16 protein-coding genes and 1 pseudogene are annotated in these 21,518 nt (G+C 49.7%); 3 read left to right on the forward strand and 14 right to left on the reverse strand.

Features of this window, described 5'->3' with window-relative positions:
• The first annotated feature begins 209 nt into the window (after nucleotides 1-209).
• The gene (locus tag ACN0TT_RS19305; protein ID WP_417763757.1) at nucleotides 210-1,568 is read left to right on the forward strand and encodes an ATP-binding protein; all 1,359 of its coding nucleotides are present in this window, start codon (nucleotides 210-212) and stop codon (nucleotides 1,566-1,568) included.
• A gap of 357 nt (nucleotides 1,569-1,925) precedes the next feature.
• Here the strand turns inward: ACN0TT_RS19305 and ACN0TT_RS19310 are convergent, their stop codons facing one another.
• From ACN0TT_RS19310 to ACN0TT_RS19325, 4 genes and pseudogenes are all read right to left on the reverse strand, one after another.
• Nucleotides 1,926-3,518 (reverse strand): ABC-F family ATPase, encoded by a 1,593-nt coding sequence (locus tag ACN0TT_RS19310; protein WP_417763758.1) that lies wholly within the window; start codon nucleotides 3,516-3,518, stop codon nucleotides 1,926-1,928.
• A gap of 120 nt (nucleotides 3,519-3,638) precedes the next feature.
• A complete protein-coding gene (locus tag ACN0TT_RS19315) occupies nucleotides 3,639-4,022 on the reverse strand; it encodes a hypothetical protein (protein WP_417763759.1) in 384 nt (127 codons plus the stop codon).
• A gap of 101 nt (nucleotides 4,023-4,123) precedes the next feature.
• The gene (locus ACN0TT_RS19320; RefSeq protein ID WP_417763772.1) at nucleotides 4,124-6,331 is read right to left on the reverse strand and encodes a heavy metal translocating P-type ATPase; all 2,208 of its coding nucleotides are present in this window, start codon (nucleotides 6,329-6,331) and stop codon (nucleotides 4,124-4,126) included.
• Between the two features lie 150 nt (nucleotides 6,332-6,481).
• A pseudogene (locus tag ACN0TT_RS19325) lies at nucleotides 6,482-7,123 on the reverse strand (heavy-metal-associated domain-containing protein); the annotation flags it as partial.
• Between the two features lie 116 nt (nucleotides 7,124-7,239).
• On the opposite strand from ACN0TT_RS19325, the gene cueR reads away from it, so the two are divergent.
• Entirely contained in the window at nucleotides 7,240-7,641 is a 402-nt protein-coding gene (gene cueR / locus ACN0TT_RS19330) for a Cu(I)-responsive transcriptional regulator (RefSeq protein WP_417763760.1), read from the forward strand.
• Here cueR and ACN0TT_RS19335 read toward each other — a convergent pair whose 3' ends face one another.
• The 9 genes from ACN0TT_RS19335 to metA form a co-directional block, all read right to left on the reverse strand.
• Nucleotides 7,642-9,591: a S9 family peptidase gene (locus tag ACN0TT_RS19335; protein ID WP_417763761.1), complete on the reverse strand. Its 1,950-nt coding sequence runs from the start codon at nucleotides 9,589-9,591 to the stop codon at nucleotides 7,642-7,644.
• 543 nt (nucleotides 9,592-10,134) lie between these two features.
• Nucleotides 10,135-10,890, reverse strand: a complete 756-nt coding sequence (locus tag ACN0TT_RS19340; RefSeq protein WP_417763762.1) for an SDR family oxidoreductase — start codon at nucleotides 10,888-10,890, stop codon at nucleotides 10,135-10,137.
• A gap of 11 nt (nucleotides 10,891-10,901) precedes the next feature.
• Nucleotides 10,902-11,804 (reverse strand): 3-hydroxyisobutyrate dehydrogenase, encoded by a 903-nt coding sequence (gene mmsB / locus ACN0TT_RS19345; protein ID WP_417763763.1) that lies wholly within the window; start codon nucleotides 11,802-11,804, stop codon nucleotides 10,902-10,904.
• 31 nt (nucleotides 11,805-11,835) lie between these two features.
• Entirely contained in the window at nucleotides 11,836-12,945 is a 1,110-nt protein-coding gene (locus tag ACN0TT_RS19350) for an enoyl-CoA hydratase/isomerase family protein (protein WP_417763764.1), read from the reverse strand.
• A gap of 10 nt (nucleotides 12,946-12,955) precedes the next feature.
• Nucleotides 12,956-13,729, reverse strand: a complete 774-nt coding sequence (locus tag ACN0TT_RS19355) for an enoyl-CoA hydratase (RefSeq protein WP_417763765.1) — start codon at nucleotides 13,727-13,729, stop codon at nucleotides 12,956-12,958.
• Nucleotides 13,730-13,739: 10 nt separating this feature from the next.
• The gene (locus ACN0TT_RS19360; protein ID WP_417763766.1) at nucleotides 13,740-14,909 is read right to left on the reverse strand and encodes an acyl-CoA dehydrogenase family protein; all 1,170 of its coding nucleotides are present in this window, start codon (nucleotides 14,907-14,909) and stop codon (nucleotides 13,740-13,742) included.
• A 15-nt stretch (nucleotides 14,910-14,924) separates the two neighbouring features.
• Nucleotides 14,925-16,418, reverse strand: coding sequence for a CoA-acylating methylmalonate-semialdehyde dehydrogenase (locus tag ACN0TT_RS19365; protein ID WP_417763767.1), 1,494 nt, complete (start codon nucleotides 16,416-16,418; stop codon nucleotides 14,925-14,927).
• A gap of 12 nt (nucleotides 16,419-16,430) precedes the next feature.
• Nucleotides 16,431-17,618: a thiolase family protein gene (locus ACN0TT_RS19370; protein ID WP_417763768.1), complete on the reverse strand. Its 1,188-nt coding sequence runs from the start codon at nucleotides 17,616-17,618 to the stop codon at nucleotides 16,431-16,433.
• A gap of 229 nt (nucleotides 17,619-17,847) precedes the next feature.
• The gene (gene metA, locus ACN0TT_RS19375; RefSeq protein ID WP_417763769.1) at nucleotides 17,848-18,792 is read right to left on the reverse strand and encodes a homoserine O-succinyltransferase MetA; all 945 of its coding nucleotides are present in this window, start codon (nucleotides 18,790-18,792) and stop codon (nucleotides 17,848-17,850) included.
• Nucleotides 18,793-19,017: 225 nt separating this feature from the next.
• On the opposite strand from metA, the gene ACN0TT_RS19380 reads away from it, so the two are divergent.
• Nucleotides 19,018-19,758 (forward strand): SDR family NAD(P)-dependent oxidoreductase, encoded by a 741-nt coding sequence (locus ACN0TT_RS19380; protein ID WP_417763770.1) that lies wholly within the window; start codon nucleotides 19,018-19,020, stop codon nucleotides 19,756-19,758.
• A gap of 73 nt (nucleotides 19,759-19,831) precedes the next feature.
• On the opposite strand, the gene ompW is transcribed toward ACN0TT_RS19380, so the two are convergent.
• Nucleotides 19,832-20,506: an outer membrane protein OmpW gene (ompW, locus tag ACN0TT_RS19385; protein ID WP_417763771.1), complete on the reverse strand. Its 675-nt coding sequence runs from the start codon at nucleotides 20,504-20,506 to the stop codon at nucleotides 19,832-19,834.
• Between the last annotated feature and the right edge of the window lie 1,012 nt (nucleotides 20,507-21,518).

Here is a 21,518-nt window from a genome sequence, read left to right on the forward strand (position 1 = left end):
TCTTCAACGACCGTCAAGTGTTCGAGTAAGTTCATTAGGGCTGCTACTTGCGAAATGGGCAGTCATTAGATCACAGCATGGTGCCACACTCAACACTGGCTAAAAGTACGATCCCGCCCTGAATCCGTGACCCTGCATTCCTCTTACCTGAAAAAGCCCTTAAAACGGTTTATTCTTCTAGTGCAGAATCAGATTTCTGCATTGGTTCATTGTTAAAAGAAGGGATCGAAATATCTCTACCTTGGCAGAAACTGTTTAATACTCACATTGGTATTTTCGGTAACACTGGTAGTGGTAAATCGAACACTCTGACGAAACTCTTCACTACTTTGTTCGATGAAAAGCACGAACAAATCAAACCTGTCAGTAAGTTTGTATTGCTTGATTTCAATGGTGAGTACATCAAAGACCAAATCGTATCTTTAGATAAGAAAAACGTAATCGAACTGAATACTAATACAGCGGTCGATCAATTCCCGTTAGCAGAAGATGAGTTCTGGAATTCAGAGACGCTTTCAATTCTTTTCCAAGCTACCACCAACACACAGAAACCATTTATCAATAGAGTTCTGCAAGGACGTTCAAAATACGGTGCAGGTAAGGTAAGTGCTCTAAGTTACTTAAAGTACACGATTAAGTTCTGTTTCACTTCTACATCTCAAAAGCCAGAAGTTCTTGATCTCCTCAAAAGCACGCTAAAGAACACCAATAGCATAGATATTCTCAAAGAGGTTAGTTGGCATGGGAGTAATTTCAAAATCCGTGTTGGGACAGGTTTTGAATTCTTCAATAACGAAAGCCAATATAATCTCTACCTCAAAAGTGCCGTTGATAGTATTAAAATTAATAATTTTGATGCATTTCAGGAGTTTAAATTCCTGTGCAAGTTGAAGTTGATTAATGATTTGATGTACAACTTTGTTCAATTCGATCACATACAACCACTATTAAAACGTGCTGAGTCATCACTAAGTGCGCTGTCCAAGGTAATCAAAGTAGAGTCTAGTGTTGTCACTGATGACAAGGCACTAACGATCATTTCGCTTCGTAACTGCAACCAAGATGTAAAGAAAATCATCCCTTTGCTTGTAACGAAGCACTACTACAATTCCCATAAAAAACTGGTCAAGAAAAGCCCACCAGAAAAGACTTTTCACCTAATCATCGATGAAGCACATAACATCCTTTCTCAGCAATCAGTACGGGAACAGGCTAACTGGAAAGATTATCGTCTAGAATTATTTGAAGAATTGATTAAGGAAGGTCGTAAATTCGGTATTTTCCTTACACTGTCGAGTCAACGACCAGCGGATATCTCAGCAACAATCATGTCACAGTTGCACAATTTCTTTATTCATCGACTAGTGAATGACCGTGATTTATTCTTGCTCGATAACACTATTAGCACCTTAGACTCTGTTTCTCGCTCATTAATTCCGAACCTATCAAAAGGCTCTTGTATTATCACTGGAACTTCGTTTGATTTGCCTATGCTGATCCAAGTGGATGAGTTAAGCGACGAAAGTAAACCTGATAGCAACGATGTTAACTTAAGTACACTTTGGTAAAAGCGCACTCTAAGGGCTAAGAACAGCCCTTTTCCTTCGAAAGAAAACTAACCGAACTAACTTTGTAGTGGTCAACTAAAATTGGTCACATAGTTAGATTAGAAAAAATAAGTTAAATAAAGTCTTGGTGATGTATGTGTTGAATCGGTCGGAACAAGGAATGGGCATAACTGTTTTAACAAGGCAGTGTAACGGTCAGCGTTCGCTGCCTTTTAGTATGAGACGTTAAGACTCAGCATGACGGTTTATTCGACTCACACCATAGCAGCGCTCATCCCTGCGCACTCGTAGCGTAAACAAAAACCAATAAAAAATCCCCGCACGGTGGCGGGGATTTTTACTTAAAACAGCACGTAACTAGCCTTCAATGCCTTTACTCGCAAGGAACTCATCATAAGTGCCTTTGAAGTCACGAATGCTGCCATTACCGATTTCTAAAATGCGGTTAGCCAGTGACGATACAAACGCGCGGTCATGCGATACGAAGAACAAGGTGCCTTCATAGCTTTCCAATGCGTTGTTCAGTGACTCTATCGATTCCATATCCAAGTGGTTGGTTGGTTCGTCCATCACCAAAATGTTAGGTTTTTGCAGCATCAGCTTACCGAAGATCATGCGGCCTTGCTCACCACCAGACAGCACTTTGACAGACTTTTTGATGTCGTCGGCGCCAAACAACATACGCCCTAATACTGCACGTACTGCTTGGTCATCATCACCTTCACGACGCCATTGGCTCATCCAGTCAAACAGGTTCAGGTCGTTTTCGAAATCGTCAGCATGATCCTGTGCGTAGTAGCCGATTGAGCTGTTTTCTGACCACTGAATAGTGCCTGATTTTTGTGGCAGTTCGTGGATCAGCGTGCGTACTAATGTGGTTTTACCGGCGCCGTTTTCACCCAAAATCGCGATGCGTTCGCCCACTTCAGCAATCAGGTCAAAATCTTTAAACAGCGGTTGATCGTAACCGTTAGTCAGTTGTTCAACGTTCAACGCGTTACGGAACAATTTCTTGTCTTGTTCGAAACGGATGTAAGGGTTAACACGGCTAGACGCTTTAATTTCATCCAGTTTGATTTTATCAATCTGGCGCGCACGAGACGTTGCTTGTTTTGCTTTAGAGGCGTTAGCAGAGAAGCGCGCCACGAAGGTTTGCAGTTCTGCAATTTGCGCTTTCTTCTTGGCGTTGTCGGCCATCAATCGCTCACGCGCTTGTGACGCAGCGGTCATGTATTCGTCGTAGTTACCTGGATACAGACGCAGTTCACCGTAGTCCAAATCCGCCATGTGAGTACACACAGAGTTGAGGAAGTAACGGTCGTGCGAAATGATGATCATGGTGCTGTTACGTTGGTTCAAGGTTTCTTGTAACCAGCGAATAGTATCGATATCCAAGTTGTTGGTAGGTTCGTCGAGCAGCAGAATATCTGGATCAGAGAATAACGCCTGCGCCAGCAGTACCCGCAGTTTCCAACCGGGTGCCACTTCGCTCATCGGGCCAAAGTGTTGTTCCAACGCAATACCTACACCCAGCAGCAGTTCACCAGCACGAGCTTCGGCGGTGTAACCGTCCATCTCAGCAAACTCCATCTCCAACTCGGCCACTTTAATGCCGTCTGCTTCGGTCATTTCTGGCAGTGAGTAGATACGGTCACGCTCTTGCTTAACCTTCCACAGTTCCTTGTGGCCCATGATCACAGTGTCAATTACGCTAAATTCTTCGTAAGCGAATTGATCCTGATTCAACTTACCCATACGCTCGTTAGCGTCTAGCGACACGTTACCAGAAGTTGGCTCCAACTCACCGGATAAAATCTTCATAAAGGTGGATTTACCGCTGCCGTTCGCCCCAATCAGGCCGTAGCGGTTACCGTCACCAAATTTGACGGAGATATTTTCAAACAGTGGCTTGGCGCCAAACTGCATGGTGATGTTAGCGGTTGTGATCACGTTAGGGATTCCCAGTTTTTTGCTGCAAAGTGTGCGTAATACGAGGTTGGCTAAGCCAATCCCGCATAAAACGCGCCACTATAACAGCCCTATATGAATTATCAACTACAGCTGATGCGGTTACATGCCCGCATCTTTACTGCAATAGATAACTGGCAGCTCAGATTGCGCTGTTGTTCCAGCGTAGCAGATCAGTGCATCTTTGATGATGTCAGCCGGTAGACTCACGCCTGCCTTGCCGTTCACGGTGACACTTTCAGCGCCATCAGCCACTTTGTAACGGTATTCTACCGAACTCCCATCGGCCAACTCCCAGCCGCTGTAGGCATCAAATTGATTAGCGCACTCGGTGATGGTGCATTGTGACGTGGTGACTTTGCCATCAACCACGGTTAAACACTGGGCCTGTGGGTTTTCACCGCAACCGGCGAGCGCACTGTAACTTACCAGCACCGTGCTGCTACAAAGTGCCAATATCCCGATAACTTTTGCCAATGACATCATGTCGTATAACTTCCAATTGTTTGAATTGGCGCAAGATTACACGACAGACTCCGGAAAAACAAACCCAGCCGCAGCTGGGTTTATAGTGGAGTTAGTTACAGTTAATCGAGCTTTTTATAGCGTAAGCGATTGGCATTGGTGACGACGGTCAACGACGACAACGCCATGGCCGCGCCCGCTATCACAGGGCTCAGCAACACACCGAATACCGGGTACAACACCCCAGCTGCGACGGGGATCCCGACACTGTTATAGATGAATGCACCAAACAGGTTTTGTTTGATGTTGCCCAGCGTGGCTTTTGATAAAGCAAAACCTAAGGCGAGGTTTTCTAACCGCGGGGTTAACAAGGTCATATCCGAGCTTTCAATAGCCACATCGGTGCCTGTACCCAAGGCAACACCAACATCCGCTGCGGCGAGTGCAGGCGCATCGTTAATGCCATCGCCCACCATAGCCACCACTTCGCCCTGCTGTTGGAACTTTTGCACCCACGCTTGTTTTTGATCAGGCAATACACCGGCAATTACTTGATCAATGCCCAGTTGCTGCGCCACGGCATCGGCGGTGTGTTGATTATCTCCCGACAGCAGCACCAAACGTTTGCCTTGCTGCTTAAGTAGTTGCAAGGCGGCTTTGGCATCGGCCCGAATCGGATCGCTAATGGCGACCAAGGCCTGCAACACTCCATCTTTTGCTACCAGTACTGGCGTTTGCCCCAACGCAGCCGCCTCAGTTAACGCGCGGCTGGCAGTAGCCTCTAACGGGATAGACTTTGCTTGTAGCAGCTTTTCGTTACCGATGAGCCAATCACTACCCGCGACTGTACCCATCACCCCCTGCCCTTGCAGATAGGTAAACTCGCTCACATCAACTCGGCTAAGGTTTTGGGCATCAGCCGCTTGCTGCACCGCTGCCGCTAAAGGATGTGAGGATTGCTGTTCCAAACTGGCAGCCACTTGCAACACTTGCGGTTCGGTCACATCACTAAAGCAATGCACCGCTACCACTTGCGGTTTGCCTTCGGTCACTGTGCCGGTTTTATCCAACACCACGCAGTTGACTTTAGCGGCCGTTTGCAACGCCTCGCCATTTTTAATCAGCACGCCCATCTGTGCCGCACGGCCAACCGCTACCATAATCGACATCGGCGTGGCTAAGCCTAATGCACAGGGACAGGCGATAATCAGCACGCTGGTCAATACCACTAACGCATGTGACAACGCAGGCTGCGGCCCAACCACATACCAAATCACCGCTGCGACCAGCGCTAGCAACATCACCACGGGTACGAACACGCCAGCAATTTTATCGGTCAGTCGGCCAATTGGCATTTTCGAGGTTTGCGCTTCTTGCACCAAGGCAATAATTTGCGCTAGCCGAGTATCTTGCTGTGCGCGAGTCACACGATAGGTCAAACTGCCATCGCCATTGATCGTCCCAGCATTGACACTGTCGCCTGCCGCTTTGTTGACGGGCATCGGCTCACCGGTGAGCATTGCTTCGTTAAGCAAACTTTGGCCGCTCAGCACTTCACCATCAAGTGCCACTTTATCGCCTGAGCGTAAACGCAATACATCGCCAACTTTGACGCTATCAATGGGCACTTCTCTATCGCCACTGTCAGTAACCAGATAGGCACTATTCGCCTGCAAGCCAATCAGCTTTTGCACCGCTTCACTGGTTTTGCCACGGGCGCGCAATTCCAATGCATGGCCGAGGTTGATCAAACCAAGGATCATTAAACTCGCTTCAAAATACACATGGCGAGTACCGTCCGGAAACCACTGCGGCGCGACCACTACCGCTGTAGAATACAGCCACGCCGTGCCCGTGCCGACGGCGATTAAGCTATCCATATTGGCACTTTTGGCTTTGAGCGCACGCCATGCGCCAGCAAAAAAGTGACCGCCACAGGCAATCAGCAACACTAAACAAACGACGGCGGCGATACCCCAGCCGACTCTGGCAGCTTCAGTATCAACACTCATCTCGCCCCCGAGCCAGCCCCACAGCATCATCGGCACACCAATGCCCAGAGTGATCACCGCCTGAATAATGCGGGTACGGTATTCTTTGGCATCGTGCGCCGCTTTATCGGCCATGGCATCGGCAGCGTTGTCGATCACTTCACCGCGATACCCCGCACCTTGCAGGATTTGCTGTGCTTGTGCAGCGGCAATGCCATTAGCCACCGCGACTTGTTTGTCTGCAAGGTTAATCCGAGCTTCCACGCCCGCGCCGTTAAAGGCTTTCTCGATTTTTGCCACACAGCTGGCACAACTCATGTCTGGCACAAACAGCAGCAATTTAGCGTCCGTCGCTACGGTTGCGCTGTTGGTTAGGGTGTCAGTATCGCTGCTGGTTGCGTCAGCAGGATCGGCATCATGGGGGCTGTCAGCTCGAACAGTCTCCTTAGTTGCATCCGCTGCTAGCAGCGCTGGGGAATATCCCGCTTGCGTTATCGCTGCTAGCAATTGTGCATCAGTTTGGGCACTGCGCACTTGCACCTGCTTGCTAGCGAGATCGACTGAAACCTCAGCCGCGTCAGCTAGCGCTGCCCGAATGGTTTTCTCACAATGGCCGCAGGTCATATCTGGTACGACGAAGTTGTGCCACGCCTCCGTAGGCGCAGCAGCGGTTGCGGCAGCAGCCCGAGACTCTGGGCTAAATCCGGCTTGTTGGATCCGTTCGGCAAGTTGTGATGCGGGCTCAAGTGACAGGATATCCACCTGTTTGCTAGTCAAATCGACCTGTACCTCATCAGCGACATCGTTTAACGCGCTGCGAATGGTTTTCTCACAGTGACCGCAGCGCATATCGGCCACAGTGAAATATTGCCACTGTGGTGCAATGGCTTGTGCTTGGTAGTCGGCGTTGCTCAAGCGGCTGGCGATGTCATCTGCAGTCAACGTAGCGTGTTCACCTAAGGCGACAGTGAGCGACTTGCTCGGCACATCGGTGCTCACGTTAACATCTTGCTCATCGGCAAACAGTGCCGTGATTTTGCGTGCGCAGCCACCACAATGCATATTACTGATATGAAATTGATAACGGGTCATAATCCACCTTTCGTGCTGCTCACTCGCGCTAGCAGCCATTGCAGTCCTGATAGAACACAGGTTAAAGTCTCCAGCAACTGGAGAGTCAAGCGCTAAGCTTGTTGGCAGCAATAACTTTGCGTTAACTCACAACATTTTAAGTTAGGACAAACACCATGAAAATCGGTGATGTGGCCAGCCAAACCGGACTGTCCATTAAAAGCATTCGTTATTATCACGACATTGGCCTTGTTCAAGGCAGTCGTGGTGCCAATGGGTATCGAGAATACAGCGAGCAGCAAGTCGCAGCGTTGCTGTTTGTGCAGCATTGTCGCGAGCTAGGTTTCAGTATTGATGAGTGCCGCGATCTGCTACAACTTAAGCACGATCCGCAGCGCTGTGCCAGTGATGTAAAACGGCTAGCAAGTCAGCATCTACAAGCATTAGAACAACGCATGCAACGTTTGCAGCAACTGCATAGTGAATTGAGTAGTTTGGTGGCGCAGTGCCAAGGGGGCAACTCGCCAGATTGCCCGATTATCGACGGGCTCTCTGGCAAGAAGTGTTGTCACGAGTAGTTATTGAGTAACGGGCTCTGTAGCTAACGCTGCCGCATTTTCCAGCGGCACTAGCGGTAATTGTCCCGCGGGTTTAAAGCCGAACACTCGGCCATAAAATGCCAATTCGGTTTCTAGTGCACGAATGTTGTTCTCAGGATTACGGAAGCCGTGACCTTCGCCTGCGAACGCAATATACGCCGTTGGTACGCCTTTTTGTTGCAATGCTTCATAGATCATCTGCGATTGATTTGGCGGTACCACTTTGTCGTCGAGTCCTTGGAACAACAGCAATGGTTCATCTAAACCATCCAGATGATAAAGCGGTGACCGGTCATGATAAAGCTGGCGTTTTTCTGGGTACGGACCGATGAGTTGATCCAGATAACGCGACTCAAACTTGTGCGTTTCTTTCGCCAGCACTTCGATATCACTGACGCCGTAATAACTGGTGCCTGCTTTAAACATATCGTGAAACGCTAAAGCAGCCAGCACACTGAAACCACCGGCACTACCGCCACGAATAGCGAGTTTCTCTGGGTCGGCAAGCTTTTCATTCACCAGATATTTGGCGGCATATACCGCGTCTTCCACATCGGCTACGCCCCACTGCCCGTACAAGCTACGACGGAATTCACGCCCGTAACCTGTGCTACCACGGTAGTTTAAGTCAAACACCGCAAAGCCGCGGCTGGTCCAAAACTGAATGTCACCGCGATAAGCGCGGTTGGCCTCATAAGTTGGCCCACCGTGTAGCATCATCACCAAGGGTGGCACGCTGCCTACTGGCGCCTGATAATCTGGGTTAGTCGGCGCATAGTACAAGCCATAAGCGGTTTGCTCGTTAGCCGTCATAAAGCTCAAGGCGCGCGGTTTAGCGATGTACTCTGGTTCCACTCCACTAATTTCTGGCGAGTATACCAGCTCAGTCCCACGGCCAGTCACCCGATAAATTCCGCGAGCAGGCGTGGTTTTTGCGCCAATAAAGTACACATGGTCTTGATAGCTAATGAGTTGTCTCACCGACGCAAAGTCCGTCGCTAACGCTTCTGTTACCCCCGAGTCAACATCAATTCGCATTAAGTCGAGACGACCTTCATGGTGCAGATTGAACACGATGGTGTGTGCATTTTCGAACGCGTAAGAATGGTTACCTAAACCCCATGCAGGACCGCCGATCTCACCTTCCAACTTAGTTACTTGCTCTACCTTGCCTTCGGCATCGATTCGGTAAAGGTTCCACCAATTGTCAAAATCGGCAATAAAATACAGCTGTCCCGTTGGGCTATACAACGGCTGCATAATCGACCCTTTGCCGGGCATTTTAGGGGAATGAATATCGGTTAACGCGCCCTTTTTATCCAGCGTTCCCACCCATAATTGGGTGTTATCCCATGGCATATTAGGATGGTCCCACGTAACCCATGCCAGTTGGTTGTTATCGCTATTGATAGCTGGCGCGCCAAAAAAATCGTGACCGCTGGCGTAAACATCGCCTTCACCAGGTTGATTAAGATTTATGGCGACCAGGCTCGCTTTCGCTTCACCCGGCTGACGATGATCTTCGCGCACGCAGATAATACGAGAGCCTTTGCTGAAAAACACACAACCAGCATGGCGTGTGCCCTCTGGCGTTAATGCTACAGGCTCTTGTTTAGGGGCAATACGATAGAAGCGTTGGTCGGCCATTTTGGTAGTAAAAATGCTTTGACCAATGGCAAGAAATGGGGCACCACCATATTCGTGCACCCGCGAACCAACGCCAAATTGGGCTGCCAGTATTTGCGTGACTTGGTCTTGACTGTCGATCCGCTTGATGCCTAATTGGCCCTGAGCTGACGGATCTGACTCGGTGAAATACAACATGTCACCGCTGCTTTGCAGCTCGCTAATACCGGAATGTGCACCGTAAACTTCTTGTGCGGTAATCGGCGACTGCCAACTGCCATAAGGCGCTTGAGTATCAGGCAACGTTGTATCGTTTAATGACGTGTTTGCTTCTGGTGCTTTTGAGCATGCAGATAAAAAAACCACTGCCGCTAGCCCTGCCCATCGCGCCACCGACCCCATGGAATTCATTGTGTTCCCCTCAAGCGCTGCAGAAAGCAGAGCTAATATGTAATTGTTATTTATTTGAATTTAAATTTTTTTAACAGCCAAACGATAACATCATGTTGTTGCTGTTGTGGTAAACCGAAGTAGATGCACAACCAAGGTGATATCAGATAAAACCAATGGATAGGCGCGGTCGAATGCCCGGTCAACAACAAGTAGAAAAAACCACCATAGATGACAGCCACCCCGGTTGCACCTACGGCTAATAAACACTTTTTACATCCGTTGATTAGCCAATGCGCCACCGAACTACCACCTAACCTTCAATTCTACTGGCTGGAATTGTTCAATTTGCATGGCGCCTTGTCAACTTTTGCGCCACACGAGTTTCTCAGAGTGAAACAAAAACGCCCACATCACGATAATGCAGGCGTAGTGCAGCATAAGTTTCGCTCACGGTTAGAGTGATAAACCACCATCAAGTTCAATCACGCGGCCGTTGAGGTAATCATTCTCAATGGCAAAGCATACGGTCGAGGCGATTTCGTCCGCCTCACCAAGGCGCCCCACTGGCACCGCTTTGGCTAAGCGCTGTAAGGCTTCGGGCTTCATACCGGCGGTCATTTCGGTATCTATCACCCCGGGCGCGATAGCAACCGAGCGAATACTGTAACGCGCTAACTCTTTCGCCCAACCCACCGCCATCGCCGCGACGCCCGCTTTTGACGCGGCATAGTTGCTTTGACCAATATTGCCTGCACGGGCGATACTCGACATGTTGATAATCACCCCAGCTTGCTGCGACTCAATCATCGCCGCCGCCGCTTCACGACCGCACAGGAAGGAGCCAGTCAAATTGACATTGATAACGGCTTGGAACTGCTCGAACGACATGCGCTCAGTCACGGTGCCTTCTTTAGCTTTAACCAACATGCCATCAAACAAAATGCCCGCGTTATTCACCAACACATTGAGCTGACCAAAGTCTTCCAAAATGAACTTAAAGGTTGCCACCACATCTTCTTCATCAGTGATATCGACCGCATAGCCTTGCACATCCACTTCACCTAACAAGGCACAAGCATGCTCAAGTTTGTCCTGATCGATATCAATCAACGCCAAGCGTGCGCCGCGTGTTGCCAGCATCTGCGCCATGGCGAATCCTAACCCACCGGCACCACCAGTGATGGCAACAACTTTGCCTTTAATATCCATTACTTATCCTTCTAGTTTGACTTGGGACGGTACTGACTAAACAGGCTGGAAAAATCTTCTCTACCATGACCTTGCTTGGCATGATGCACAAACAGGTTACGCGCTAAGGCGCCCATTGGTGTGGCTGAACGCGAGCTCAACGCAGCTTGTGTCGCCAGCCCAAGATCTTTCACCATCAAATCCACCATAAAGCCACCTTGGTAGCCATTTGAGGCGGGTACGCCAACCATAACGCCAGGGCATGGATTATATTTTTCCAACGTCCAGTTACCGCCGCTGCTGGCTTTTATGATATCTGACAGCACCGCCGGATCCAAACCGTTATCTATGCCTAGACTTAACGCTTCGCAGGTGCCCGCCATTAACACCCCCAACAACATGTTGTTGCAGATCTTAGCAATTTGACCGCTGCCCGCTGGCCCTGCATGGAAGATATTGCGCCCCATCGCCTGTAATACGGGTTTGGCACGAGCCACCGCCGACTCGCTGCCACCACAAATAAACGTCAGCGTGCCTGCAATCGCCCCAGCGGTTCCGCCCGACACGGGGGCATCAACAAATGCCATGCCACGAGCATCCGCCGCAGCAGCAATCGCTTTGGCGCTATCACTATCAATGGTGGAGCAGTCAATGAGCAAGGTATCGTGACTCAATTGAGTGATTAAGCCCGCGCCTTTTTCATCACCTAAATAGAGGGCTTTGGCGTGCCGCCCTTCTGGCAGCATACTGATGACTACTGCCGCATCTTGTGCCGCCGCGATAGCACTGGGGCACGGCTCTGCCCCTTGCTCCGCCAACGCACTCACTGCTGTCGGCACCAAATCGAACACTCGCACACCAAAGCCATTTCTTAACAAGTTGGCCGCCATCGGCGCGCCCATATTACCTAATCCAATAAACGCCACTGTGGTCATCTGAGTTCCTCACTTAATGAACGCGGGCCATTTACAACCGAGCCAGCGGGTGATGATGAAAAAATGGAGAAGCTAATAATGCCTGTAGCTGCGCGGCACTTGGCAATGTCTGTGCGCCAAACGCCCAACGCGGCTGTTTATCTTTATCGACGAGCAGTGCTCGCACACCTTCGCAAAAATCCCCAATCGCCGCGCAGTTCACGCTAAGGCCAAGTTCAAACTGAAAGCACTCGGCTAAACTCATCTCTGCCCCTAATTGACACTGTGCGTAAGCGAGGCTCCAACTTTGCGGGCTACCCGCCAACATGGTGCGTTGTGCTTGTTGCAGCCAACTCTGGTCGCCGTTGAGCTGCTGCATGCGCGCCACAATCTCAGGCAAGGTACCTGCCATCAGTTTATCGATAATGGCTTGATTCGCTTTGAGACGACTCTGCCCCAGATGCTCACTTGAGGACTGCGCTAATTCGTCTAACAAATCATGCAGCTTTTGTTGATTTAAGCTGTTATTACGCCCCCACTTAACCGTGGAGAGCGCCTGCAGCAGACGTTGTTTTTCCGATGAAGCGAGGAAGTGGTTAGCAATGCCGCAGTAATGTGCATCGGCAGCGTTAAGATTGTAGGCCGTAAGCCCTAAAAACAGCCCAGTTTTACCGTGCATTCGACTCAAGAAATAACTGCCGCCAACATCGGGATACAAGCCGATAGTCACTTCCGGCATGGCAATGCGTGAACGTTCAGTGGCGATGCGGTGACTCGCGCCCATCATCAGCCCTAAACCGCCGCCCATCACAATGCCATCGCCCCAAACGACTATCGGTTTGCCATAGGTATGAATTTGATAATCAAGCCGATATTCCGCCTCGAAAAAATCCACCACCGCCTGGCACACTTTGCCTGGCTGTTGGCTTTGCACTTGATACATAGCACGGACGTCACCGCCGGCACAGAAGGCTTTATCGCCGGCACTGTCGAGTAACACACAAGCGATGCTGTCGTCATGTTGCCAACGCAGTAATTGTTGGCTGAGTGCATGCACCATGTCCAAACTCAGTGCATTAAGCGATGTAGGCGCATTGAGTGTCGCCACGCCGATTTGGTGACCATCACTGCTCACTAAAGTTGAAAATAACACGGGTTCCAACGTTGACTCCTTAACTGTTCAGCCAGTTGGCGGGGCGTTTTTCTAAAAAGGCGCTGACACCTTCACGCTGATCCGCCGTATCAAATAGCGCCACAAACAGCTCACGTTCTAATGGCAAGGCTTGGCTACGCGGCATAGTGCGCCCCGCTTGGATGAGTTGTTTACAAGCGCGAACGCTAGCGGGGCTTTGCCGCTCGACCATCTGGGCCATCACTTGCGCACTATGAAACGCCGCACCGCTCTCGACCAGACTCTCCGCTAAACCTATGTGTACCGCTTGCTGCGCAGAGACTCGCTCACCCAAGAGAATCATGCGCTTTGCCCAACCTTCGCCGACTAACGCAGTCAGGTTTTGTGTACCACCCGCGCACGGTAATAGGCCGACACTGGCTTCAGGTAATGCCAACTGCGCATGCTGTTCAACCACGCGAATGTCACAGGCCAGCGCCACTTCCAACCCGCCACCCATGGCATAGCCATTGATGGCAGCAATACTCACGCCGCTAAAGGCTGATAAACGTTCGAAAGCCATGCCAAACGCGTTAGCCATCGCGGTAGCTGTGCCCTTATTGCCATCAGCAAACAGGCTTAGCTCGGCACCGGCGGAAAAAAACTTGGTCCCCGCACCAGTGATGATCAGGCTGTAAATACTGCCGTCTTGCTCCAAGGTATCGACGTACTCAGCAAGCTGCTGCAGTGAGGTTGCCGTCCAAGTATTTGCTGGCGGATTATCGATAGTGATAATGGCGCAGTGATCAATAATTTCACAACGTAAGCCACTCATAATGGGCTCCTTAGTATGCCGATGGCGTAAAACCGCTGAGCCCTTGGGACAGCAAGTTACGGCCGATGATTAACCGCATGATCTCATTAGTACCTTCCAAAATCTGATGAACGCGGGTATCACGGAAATAACGCTCTAACGGATATTCGCGTATGTAGCCATAACCACCATGCAGTTGTAGCGCCGCATCGCACACCTTAAAGCCAATGTCGGTGGCAAACCGCTTCGCCATGGCGCAATAAGTCGTTGCCTGCGGGTGGCCGTTATCGAGATAAGCGGCAGCCAGATATACCATCTGCCGTGCGGCCGTGAGTTCAGTCAGCATATCTGCCACTTTAAATTGCAGTGCTTGAAAGGCGCTCAGGGGTTTACCAAACTGCTGCCGCTCATGCATATAATCGACAGCATGCTGCAGCGCGGCTTGCGCCGTGCCGAGTGAACAAGCAGCGATATTAATGCGACCGCCGTCCAGCCCTTTCATCGCCATGCAGAAGCCATCACCGCCCTCACCCAATAACGCTTCACGCGGCACACGCACATTGCTGAAGGAGACTTCCCGCGTTGGCTGAGCGTTCCAGCCCATCTTGTCTTCGGTTTTGCCGTAGCTAACGCCTACGGCATCGGCGGGCACCACTAAAGCGGAGATCCCTTTTGGCCCAGCTTCGCCGGTGCGCGCCATAACGACCAGTACGTCGGTGGCTCCGGCACCTGAGATAAATACCTTACTACCATTAATTACGTAGCTATCGCCATCTAGCGTGGCGCTAGTGCTTAGCGCAGCAGCATCACTGCCCGCGTTGGGCTCAGTTAAACAGTACGATGCCAGTAACTCACCGCTAGTCAGCCCCGCTGCCCAGCGCGCTTTTATGGCAGGCGTGCCCCATGTGGTAAGCATCCAAGTAGCCATATTGTGAATGGTGATCATGGCAGTAGTGGTAGTGCAACCTTGAGCCAAGGCCTCAAATATCAGCGCGCTATCGAGTCGAGACAAACCTAAGCCGCCTGTATCCATTGGCGAGTAGAGCGCACAAAAGCCCAACTCCCCCGCTTGAGTAATCGCCGCCTTGGGAAACTCATGCTCGGCATCCCACTTGGCAGCATTGGGCGCTAATACGTCCGCAGCAAACTGCTGTGCTAACTCAACATATTGGCGTTGTTCATCAGTTAAGCGAAAGTCCATCACAGCACCTCCCGTCTATTTCAAAGCGATAGACATGTTAGGCGTACTGGCCACCTCGTCGTCGAACCAACGACAGGTGACCGTTTTGGTTTCGGTGTAAAACCGCACCGCTTGCTTGCCGTAGGCATGCTGATCGCCATAAAAACTGCCTTTCCAGCCAGTAAATGAGAAGAATGGCAACGGTACGGGGATCGGTACGTTGATCCCCACTTGGCCGACTTCCACCTGCTGCTGATACTGTTTGGCGGCGGCGCCACTGCCAGTAAAAATCGCGGTGCCGTTGCCATACGGATTTGCGTTAACTAACTCAATGGCTTCGCTGAGCGTATCGACACAGATGCAGCACAACACTGGACCAAAGATCTCTTGCTGATAAATCGACATTTCTGGGGTGACTTCGCTAAACAGCGTCGGGCCAATCCAGTTGCCTTCCTCATGCCCGGCAACAGTAAAATCGGAGCCATCCAGCAAACAGTGCGCGCCTTCCTGTTTGCCTTGGGCAATCAGAGCTTGCACCCGCGCTTTAGCGGCTGGGCTGATTAATGGCCCATAGGCTGCATTAGGGTCGTCCCACAATCCCGGTTTCACCCGTTTCAACGCGTCACGTAATTCACAAATCCATTGCGAACTGCTGCCAACGAATACCGCTACCGAAATTGCCATACAACGCTGCCCCGCCGCACCGACCGAGGCACCAACCAACTGGTTAATGACCTGTTGTTTATTGGCATCAGGCATGATCACGCAGTGATTTTTAGCACCGGCAAACACTTGTGCCCGCTTGAGCTGTTGCGTCGCCATGCGATACACCTGCTGCCCCACCGCGACTGAACCGACAAACGAGACGGTTTTGGTTTTAGGATGGCTAATTAACTGCTCAACCACAGCTTTATCGCCATGCAGTACCTGCAAAATTCCCGCAGGCGCCCCAGCCTCCGCAAACAACTCAGCCAAGCGCGTTGGGGTGATAGGATCTTGCTCAGACGGTTTCAGAATAAAGGCGTTGCCGCAGGCGATAGCAATAGGGAACATCCACAGTGGGATCATCGCGGGGAAGTTAAATGGGGTGATGCCCACACAAACGCCAAGCGGCTGGACAATACTATAACTGTCGATGCCGTGAGCAACGTTTTCTACCGTCTCCCCCATCATCATCGAGGCGATATTAGCGGCTTGTTCGGCCACTTCAATACCGCGCCAAACATCGCCGCGCGCATCTTCAAATGTTTTGCCCGTTTCCTGAGCCAATACCGTAGCGAGTTCATCATGATGCTGCTTGAGCAGGTGTTGATAGCGCAGCATCAACCGCGCCCTTTCCGACACAGGCGTGCTGCGCCAGCTCAAAAACGCGCGCTCAGCACTAGTCACAGCCTGCGCAACTTCGGCCACGGTGGCGCTATTAACCGTTGCTATCGTGTTATTGTCAGCCGGATTGGTCACACTGATCTGTTTATCGCCAGTGCCAACCACAAATTCACCGTTGATAAAATGGTGTACTTGTACGCTCATCGTGCCGCCCTCCTACACTTCAACGGCGATAGCAACCGCTTCACCGCCGCCGATGCACAGTGTGGCAATGCCACGTTTCAAATGGCGATGGCGCAGCGCGTGGATTAAGGTGACTAACACCCGCGCCCCAGAGCAGCCTATTGGATGGCCTAAGGCACACGCCCCACCATTCACATTCACTTTATTGGCATCTAAACCGAGTTGGTCGACAGCCAGCATAGTGACCATGGCGAACGCTTCGTTGATCTCAAATAGATCAACACTGTCGCTACGCCAACCGACTTGCTGGAGTAGTTTGTTAACCGCTCCAATTGGCGCCAAAGTAAATAATGCAGGTTCTTGCGCATGCGAAGCTGTGGCACGAATGGTCGCGAAAATAGGCAACTGCTGTTGCTCAGCCATGCTGCGGCGCATCAGCAATAAGCTGGCCGCACCATCAGAAATTGAACTTGAATTGGCCGCAGTAATAGTGCCGTCTGGACTAAAGGCAGGTTTCAGCGTCGGGATTTTTTCCACTTTAGCTCGGCTTGGCTGTTCATCAACATTGACCACGGCCTCCCCCATACCGCCCGTAATCACTACATCGACAATTTCCTGTTTAAAATCGCCTTCGTGAATGGCGCGGTTAGCGCGCGCTAAAGACTGAATCGCCCAGGCATCCATGGCCTCACGGCTCACACCAAATTCATCGGCGGTGTGCTGGGCAAAGCTGCCCATCGCAGCACCGGTGTATGCGTCTTCTAAACCATCAGCAAACATATGGTCGTGCAGTTTGCCGTGGCCCATGCGTTGGCCAGTGCGCACCTTATTCATCAAATAGGGCGCGCGACTCATGCTCTCCATACCGCCAGCAATCACGGAATTGGCGCTGCCAGCACGCAACATATCATACGCCTGCATTACCGCTTTTAAGCCAGAACCACACACTTTATTGACGGTGGTTGCCCCCACCGACAGTGGCAAATCTGCAGCTAATGCGGCTTGTCGAGCCGGTGCTTGCCCTACCCCCGCTTGTAAGACACACCCCAGCAGCACTTCATCGACTGAGTCAGCCGCAATCGGTGCATCTTCTAAGAGGGCTTTGATAGTGGCGGCGGCTAACGCGGGCGCCGGTACTGAGGAAAGGCTGCCAAGAAAACTCCCCATTGCAGTACGGCGTGCAGCGACGATTACAACATCGTCAACCAAAGGCTGTGTCATTTGTGGCTCCTGTTGATCTAGTTAGCACCAGACGTTGCTAATAAATGTCCACAGAATTACGTTTACGCGAACGTAAAGCAAGTAACCATTGGTCTAATATAGTTCAAGGTGCGTTGCTTTGCTGCCTAAGGCGTCTGCTAAGCCAGCAAATTGGATGACAATGGCGCAGAAAACAAAAAGCCCTAACCGAAGTTAAGGGCTTGATGATAGACCGACCAACAGCCAGTGGCTACTTGGATTTTTCCCACGGCGTGATGGCGCTTAAATCGCTCAAGTCGTATGGCGTTAACTGGTAAACGTAGTAATTGAGCCAGTTGCTGATCAGCAAGTTGCCATGACCAAACCAGCGACCAAGCGGTTCTTTATTGGGGTCGTTATCGCGGAAGTAGTTCTGCGGTATTTGCGGATCAATCCCCGCTTCCACATCGCGGAAGTATTCATCGCGCAAAGTACCTTTGCGATATTCCGGATGTCCGGTGACAAACAAGTTGCGGTTATCGTTGCTAACCACCAAATACGCACCAGCTTCGGCGGACTCGGCCAATACGGTGACGCGCGGGTCAGCTTTTAACTCATTAACGTCCATCTGTGCATAACGTGAGTGCGGCGCATAAAACACATCATCAAAACCGCGCAGTAGTGGCACATGTGCTTTAATGCGCTGGTGTTCAAACACACCTGAGCATTTCTGTTCCAAAATCTTCCGTTTTAGGCCATAGAGATGGAACAAACCCGCGTGTGCAGCCCAACAGAGAAATAGCACTGACACCACATGTGTCTGCGACCAATCGATCACCTCTTTGATGTGATCCCAATAGGTCACTTCTTCAAAATCTAACTGCCCTAACGGCGCGCCAGTGATGATCAAACCGTCGTAGTTTTTATGCTTTATCTCTTCAAAGTCGCGATAAAAGGTATTGAGGTGATCCATCGGCGTATGCTTCGACACCTTGTCATGAATACGCAGCAAATCGATATCGATCTGCAGCGGCGTGTTACTCAACAAGCGCAGCAGTTGCGTCTCGGTTTCGATTTTATTGGGCATCAGATTGAGGATCAGCACCTTCATCGGTCTGATATCTTGGTTCGCGGCACGAGTCTCTGACATCACGAAGATGTTTTCTGACTCAAGAATACTGGCAGCGGGTAAATCGTCAGGAATTTTTACGGGCATAGTTCGCCTCAATGACACTGTAAGCGCTAATGCGCTGGGTAACACATTCATCGGCAAGGTAACTGGCTACAAATTAACTGGCAGTTACACAATGCATTTGCCGAAACCTCATTAGCGTTAGATCATACATGAAGACTTCTAGATGTCTATACATCCGCATTTATTTCTTGAGGCCTGCCTAGCTAACTTCTATCATGTGACTTTATTTGCCATCACGTTGAAACCATGAGCGAAACAACAGCCATTCTGGTCGGTGCCAGTTCCATGTTGAGTAAGGAGATTGCCAAGCAACTTTCCGCTGCCGGCATGAAGTTAGTGCTTTTAACCCAAGCACCTGAAACGTTGACTGATTTGGTCGAATCTCTGCCCGCATCAACTCAAATCATCCCTTTTGATATTAGTGATGATAAGCAGCTAATCAACCAACTTAACGAGTTATGGCAGCAGTTAGGCAGTGTGCAGCTGGTGCTGGTCAATACTGGACTAAACTCCTACAGCTCTGATTTACCGTGGCAACTTGAACAAGAGATCATCGAGGTTAACGTCACAGGCTTTGCCGCGGTATGTAACACCTGCTTTCGACTGTTCCGCAAGCAAGGTTACGGCCAATTAGCGGCGATTAACTCCATTGCTGGCCTGCGTGGTGGCCCAAGTGTGGCATTCCATGCCTCTAAAGCGTTCGCGATTAATTATCTTGAAGGTTTATCGATGCATGCACAGCGGCTCAAACTGCCGATTGATATCACCGATATTCAATTAGGGTTGCTCGATAAAGCCGCCATGCAACAATCAAGCTTGTGGTTATCACCAGTTGAGGAAGTAGCGCGGCAAACCGTGCGTGCCTTGCTGCTGCGCAAACGGCGTGTGATTGTTACCAAACGCTGGCGTACCGTGGCTTGGTTGACCAAACTATTGCCGGAATACATCTACAACACCCGTCATTGGAAACAAAAAAAACGCAAATAGTGCGCTAGGTTTGCATGACACCCAAGAAAAAGGCGCTGATATCAGCGCCTTTCGTTATCGCCCCAAGCGATAGTTAGAATACGTAACCAACGCTGACCATATAGATCCATGGATCGATGTCCGTGCCGATAGTTACAGCAGCAACATCCTCATTGTTTTCACCGTATGCATAATCGAATGACACATCAGAATCAATTTTTGCGTACCAAACTGAAGCATTGATCAGCAAATTGTCTGTCAATTGGTAGTCAAGACCAACTTGACCTGCCAATCCCCATGAGTTTTCCATAGATAGGTTAGACAACTTACCGCCGACGTCATTGGTGATTTTGCTGTCAAAGAAATTAGTGTAGTTAACACCAATGCCGATATATGGGCGCAGCTTAGATTGAGCAGTACCAAAATAGTATTGAGCAACCAAGGTGGGTGGTAGATGCTTGGTTTCCGCAACTTTGCCGATACCTGCCAACGATATATCATGGCTAAATGGTGTAGCTGCCAACAGCTCAATACCAATGTTGTCAGTCAACATATAGCCAAAATTTAACCCCAGTTGGGTATCGTTATCTACAGAAAATTCCCCCAGATCACCTAAATCAGGAGTAACTACGTGGTCGCTTGATTCATTTGGCGCAACCACTACAGCACCCGCACGAACGATGATGTCACCTGCTTGGTGAGCATTAGCTACGCCAGCAGCAGAAAAAAGTGCAGCAGCAATGATTCCTGAAATGATTTTTTTGTCCATTGTTTCACCCCATAGCAACTAATAATTGCATTCGTTATCGTGTTTTTGTTAACAAACGCCGCTACCCTGCCAACTTATTTGGTTAACAACGTTGATCAGGATCAACTTTTGCGCTTGTCAAAAAAATACCTATATAACAATGGATAGTCGATCACAAAAACACTAAGATCCATCTTAAATGTCGCTTATTTTATAAGCGTTTAGACTATAAAAAATCGTTGGTTTATCGCTTTTGATTCTTTTATACCTAAGTATAGGTACGGCATTTATTGGTGTAAAAAACAGCCACACCAAACAGTCAAATAAACTGGTTATCCACTTAACAATTAGCATAAATGACTATACAAATACGATAGGTATGTTTGATGCTTCCAATAGCATCAAAGCCAAAAACCACAACGATGGTCCACCAAGCCGGCTCGGCAGCATAGCTAGCTGCAGTCATTGGCGCTAGATGACAACACCACAACTGCTGTAGGCAGCGCAGCTCATCACTGTACTAATCAACATTGGTAGATACAGGCAACAACAATGACCGCTGGGGCTAATTCATCGTTGTTCGAAGTGTTTGACCCATTAGCTGGCGCGAGTCGAGAAACTATTTTCTAACCACCACACAGCCACAATTACGCCATCGCATTAGCGCTATCACACCGCGTTTATCAAAAAAGATTAATTAATATTTACGCGAAACATTATGCGATGAACATCACGTTTAACCGTAAAACTTGCGCTGCATAATACTTCCGTTGGAAAGAACAGATAATCATAAAAACCGATTTTTAATAGCAAGGACGTTGGATCAATAGGCAATACCAGAAATGGAATTTGATGTTTTTGTGATGAACTTTTCGCTGTCGATTTAGCATTTTTATCATCCCGAAACTAATTCGGAATAAATGTTGTTGCAAAAATCACGATAAATGATGCGATTTTTAGGGGCTGTTTATCTTTGCTGATTGTTTTTGCAGCAGGCAGCGCGTGATTTAGGCAAGGCAGGTGATGTGCCGTG

This window comes from Shewanella sp. (genome assembly GCF_048265805.1).
Classification (GTDB): domain Bacteria; phylum Pseudomonadota; class Gammaproteobacteria; order Enterobacterales; family Shewanellaceae; genus Shewanella.

Coding starts and splice junctions, on each gene's coding strand:
- ACN0TT_RS19315 (WP_417763759.1), bottom strand. CDS start 4,022: ATGATGTCATTGGCAAAAGTTATCGGGATATTGGCACTTTGTAGCAGC.
- cueR (WP_417763760.1), top strand. CDS start 7,240: ATGAAAATCGGTGATGTGGCCAGCCAAACCGGACTGTCCATTAAAAGC.
- ACN0TT_RS19340 (WP_417763762.1), bottom strand. CDS start 10,890: ATGGATATTAAAGGCAAAGTTGTTGCCATCACTGGTGGTGCCGGTGGG.
- mmsB (WP_417763763.1), bottom strand. CDS start 11,804: ATGACCACAGTGGCGTTTATTGGATTAGGTAATATGGGCGCGCCGATG.
- ACN0TT_RS19355 (WP_417763765.1), bottom strand. CDS start 13,729: ATGAGTGGCTTACGTTGTGAAATTATTGATCACTGCGCCATTATCACT.
- ACN0TT_RS19360 (WP_417763766.1), bottom strand. CDS start 14,909: ATGGACTTTCGCTTAACTGATGAACAACGCCAATATGTTGAGTTAGCA.
- ACN0TT_RS19365 (WP_417763767.1), bottom strand. CDS start 16,418: ATGAGCGTACAAGTACACCATTTTATCAACGGTGAATTTGTGGTTGGC.
- ACN0TT_RS19370 (WP_417763768.1), bottom strand. CDS start 17,618: ATGACACAGCCTTTGGTTGACGATGTTGTAATCGTCGCTGCACGCCGT.
- metA (WP_417763769.1), bottom strand. CDS start 18,792: ATGCCCGTAAAAATTCCTGACGATTTACCCGCTGCCAGTATTCTTGAG.
- ACN0TT_RS19380 (WP_417763770.1), top strand. CDS start 19,018: ATGAGCGAAACAACAGCCATTCTGGTCGGTGCCAGTTCCATGTTGAGT.
- ompW (WP_417763771.1), bottom strand. CDS start 20,506: ATGGACAAAAAAATCATTTCAGGAATCATTGCTGCTGCACTTTTTTCT.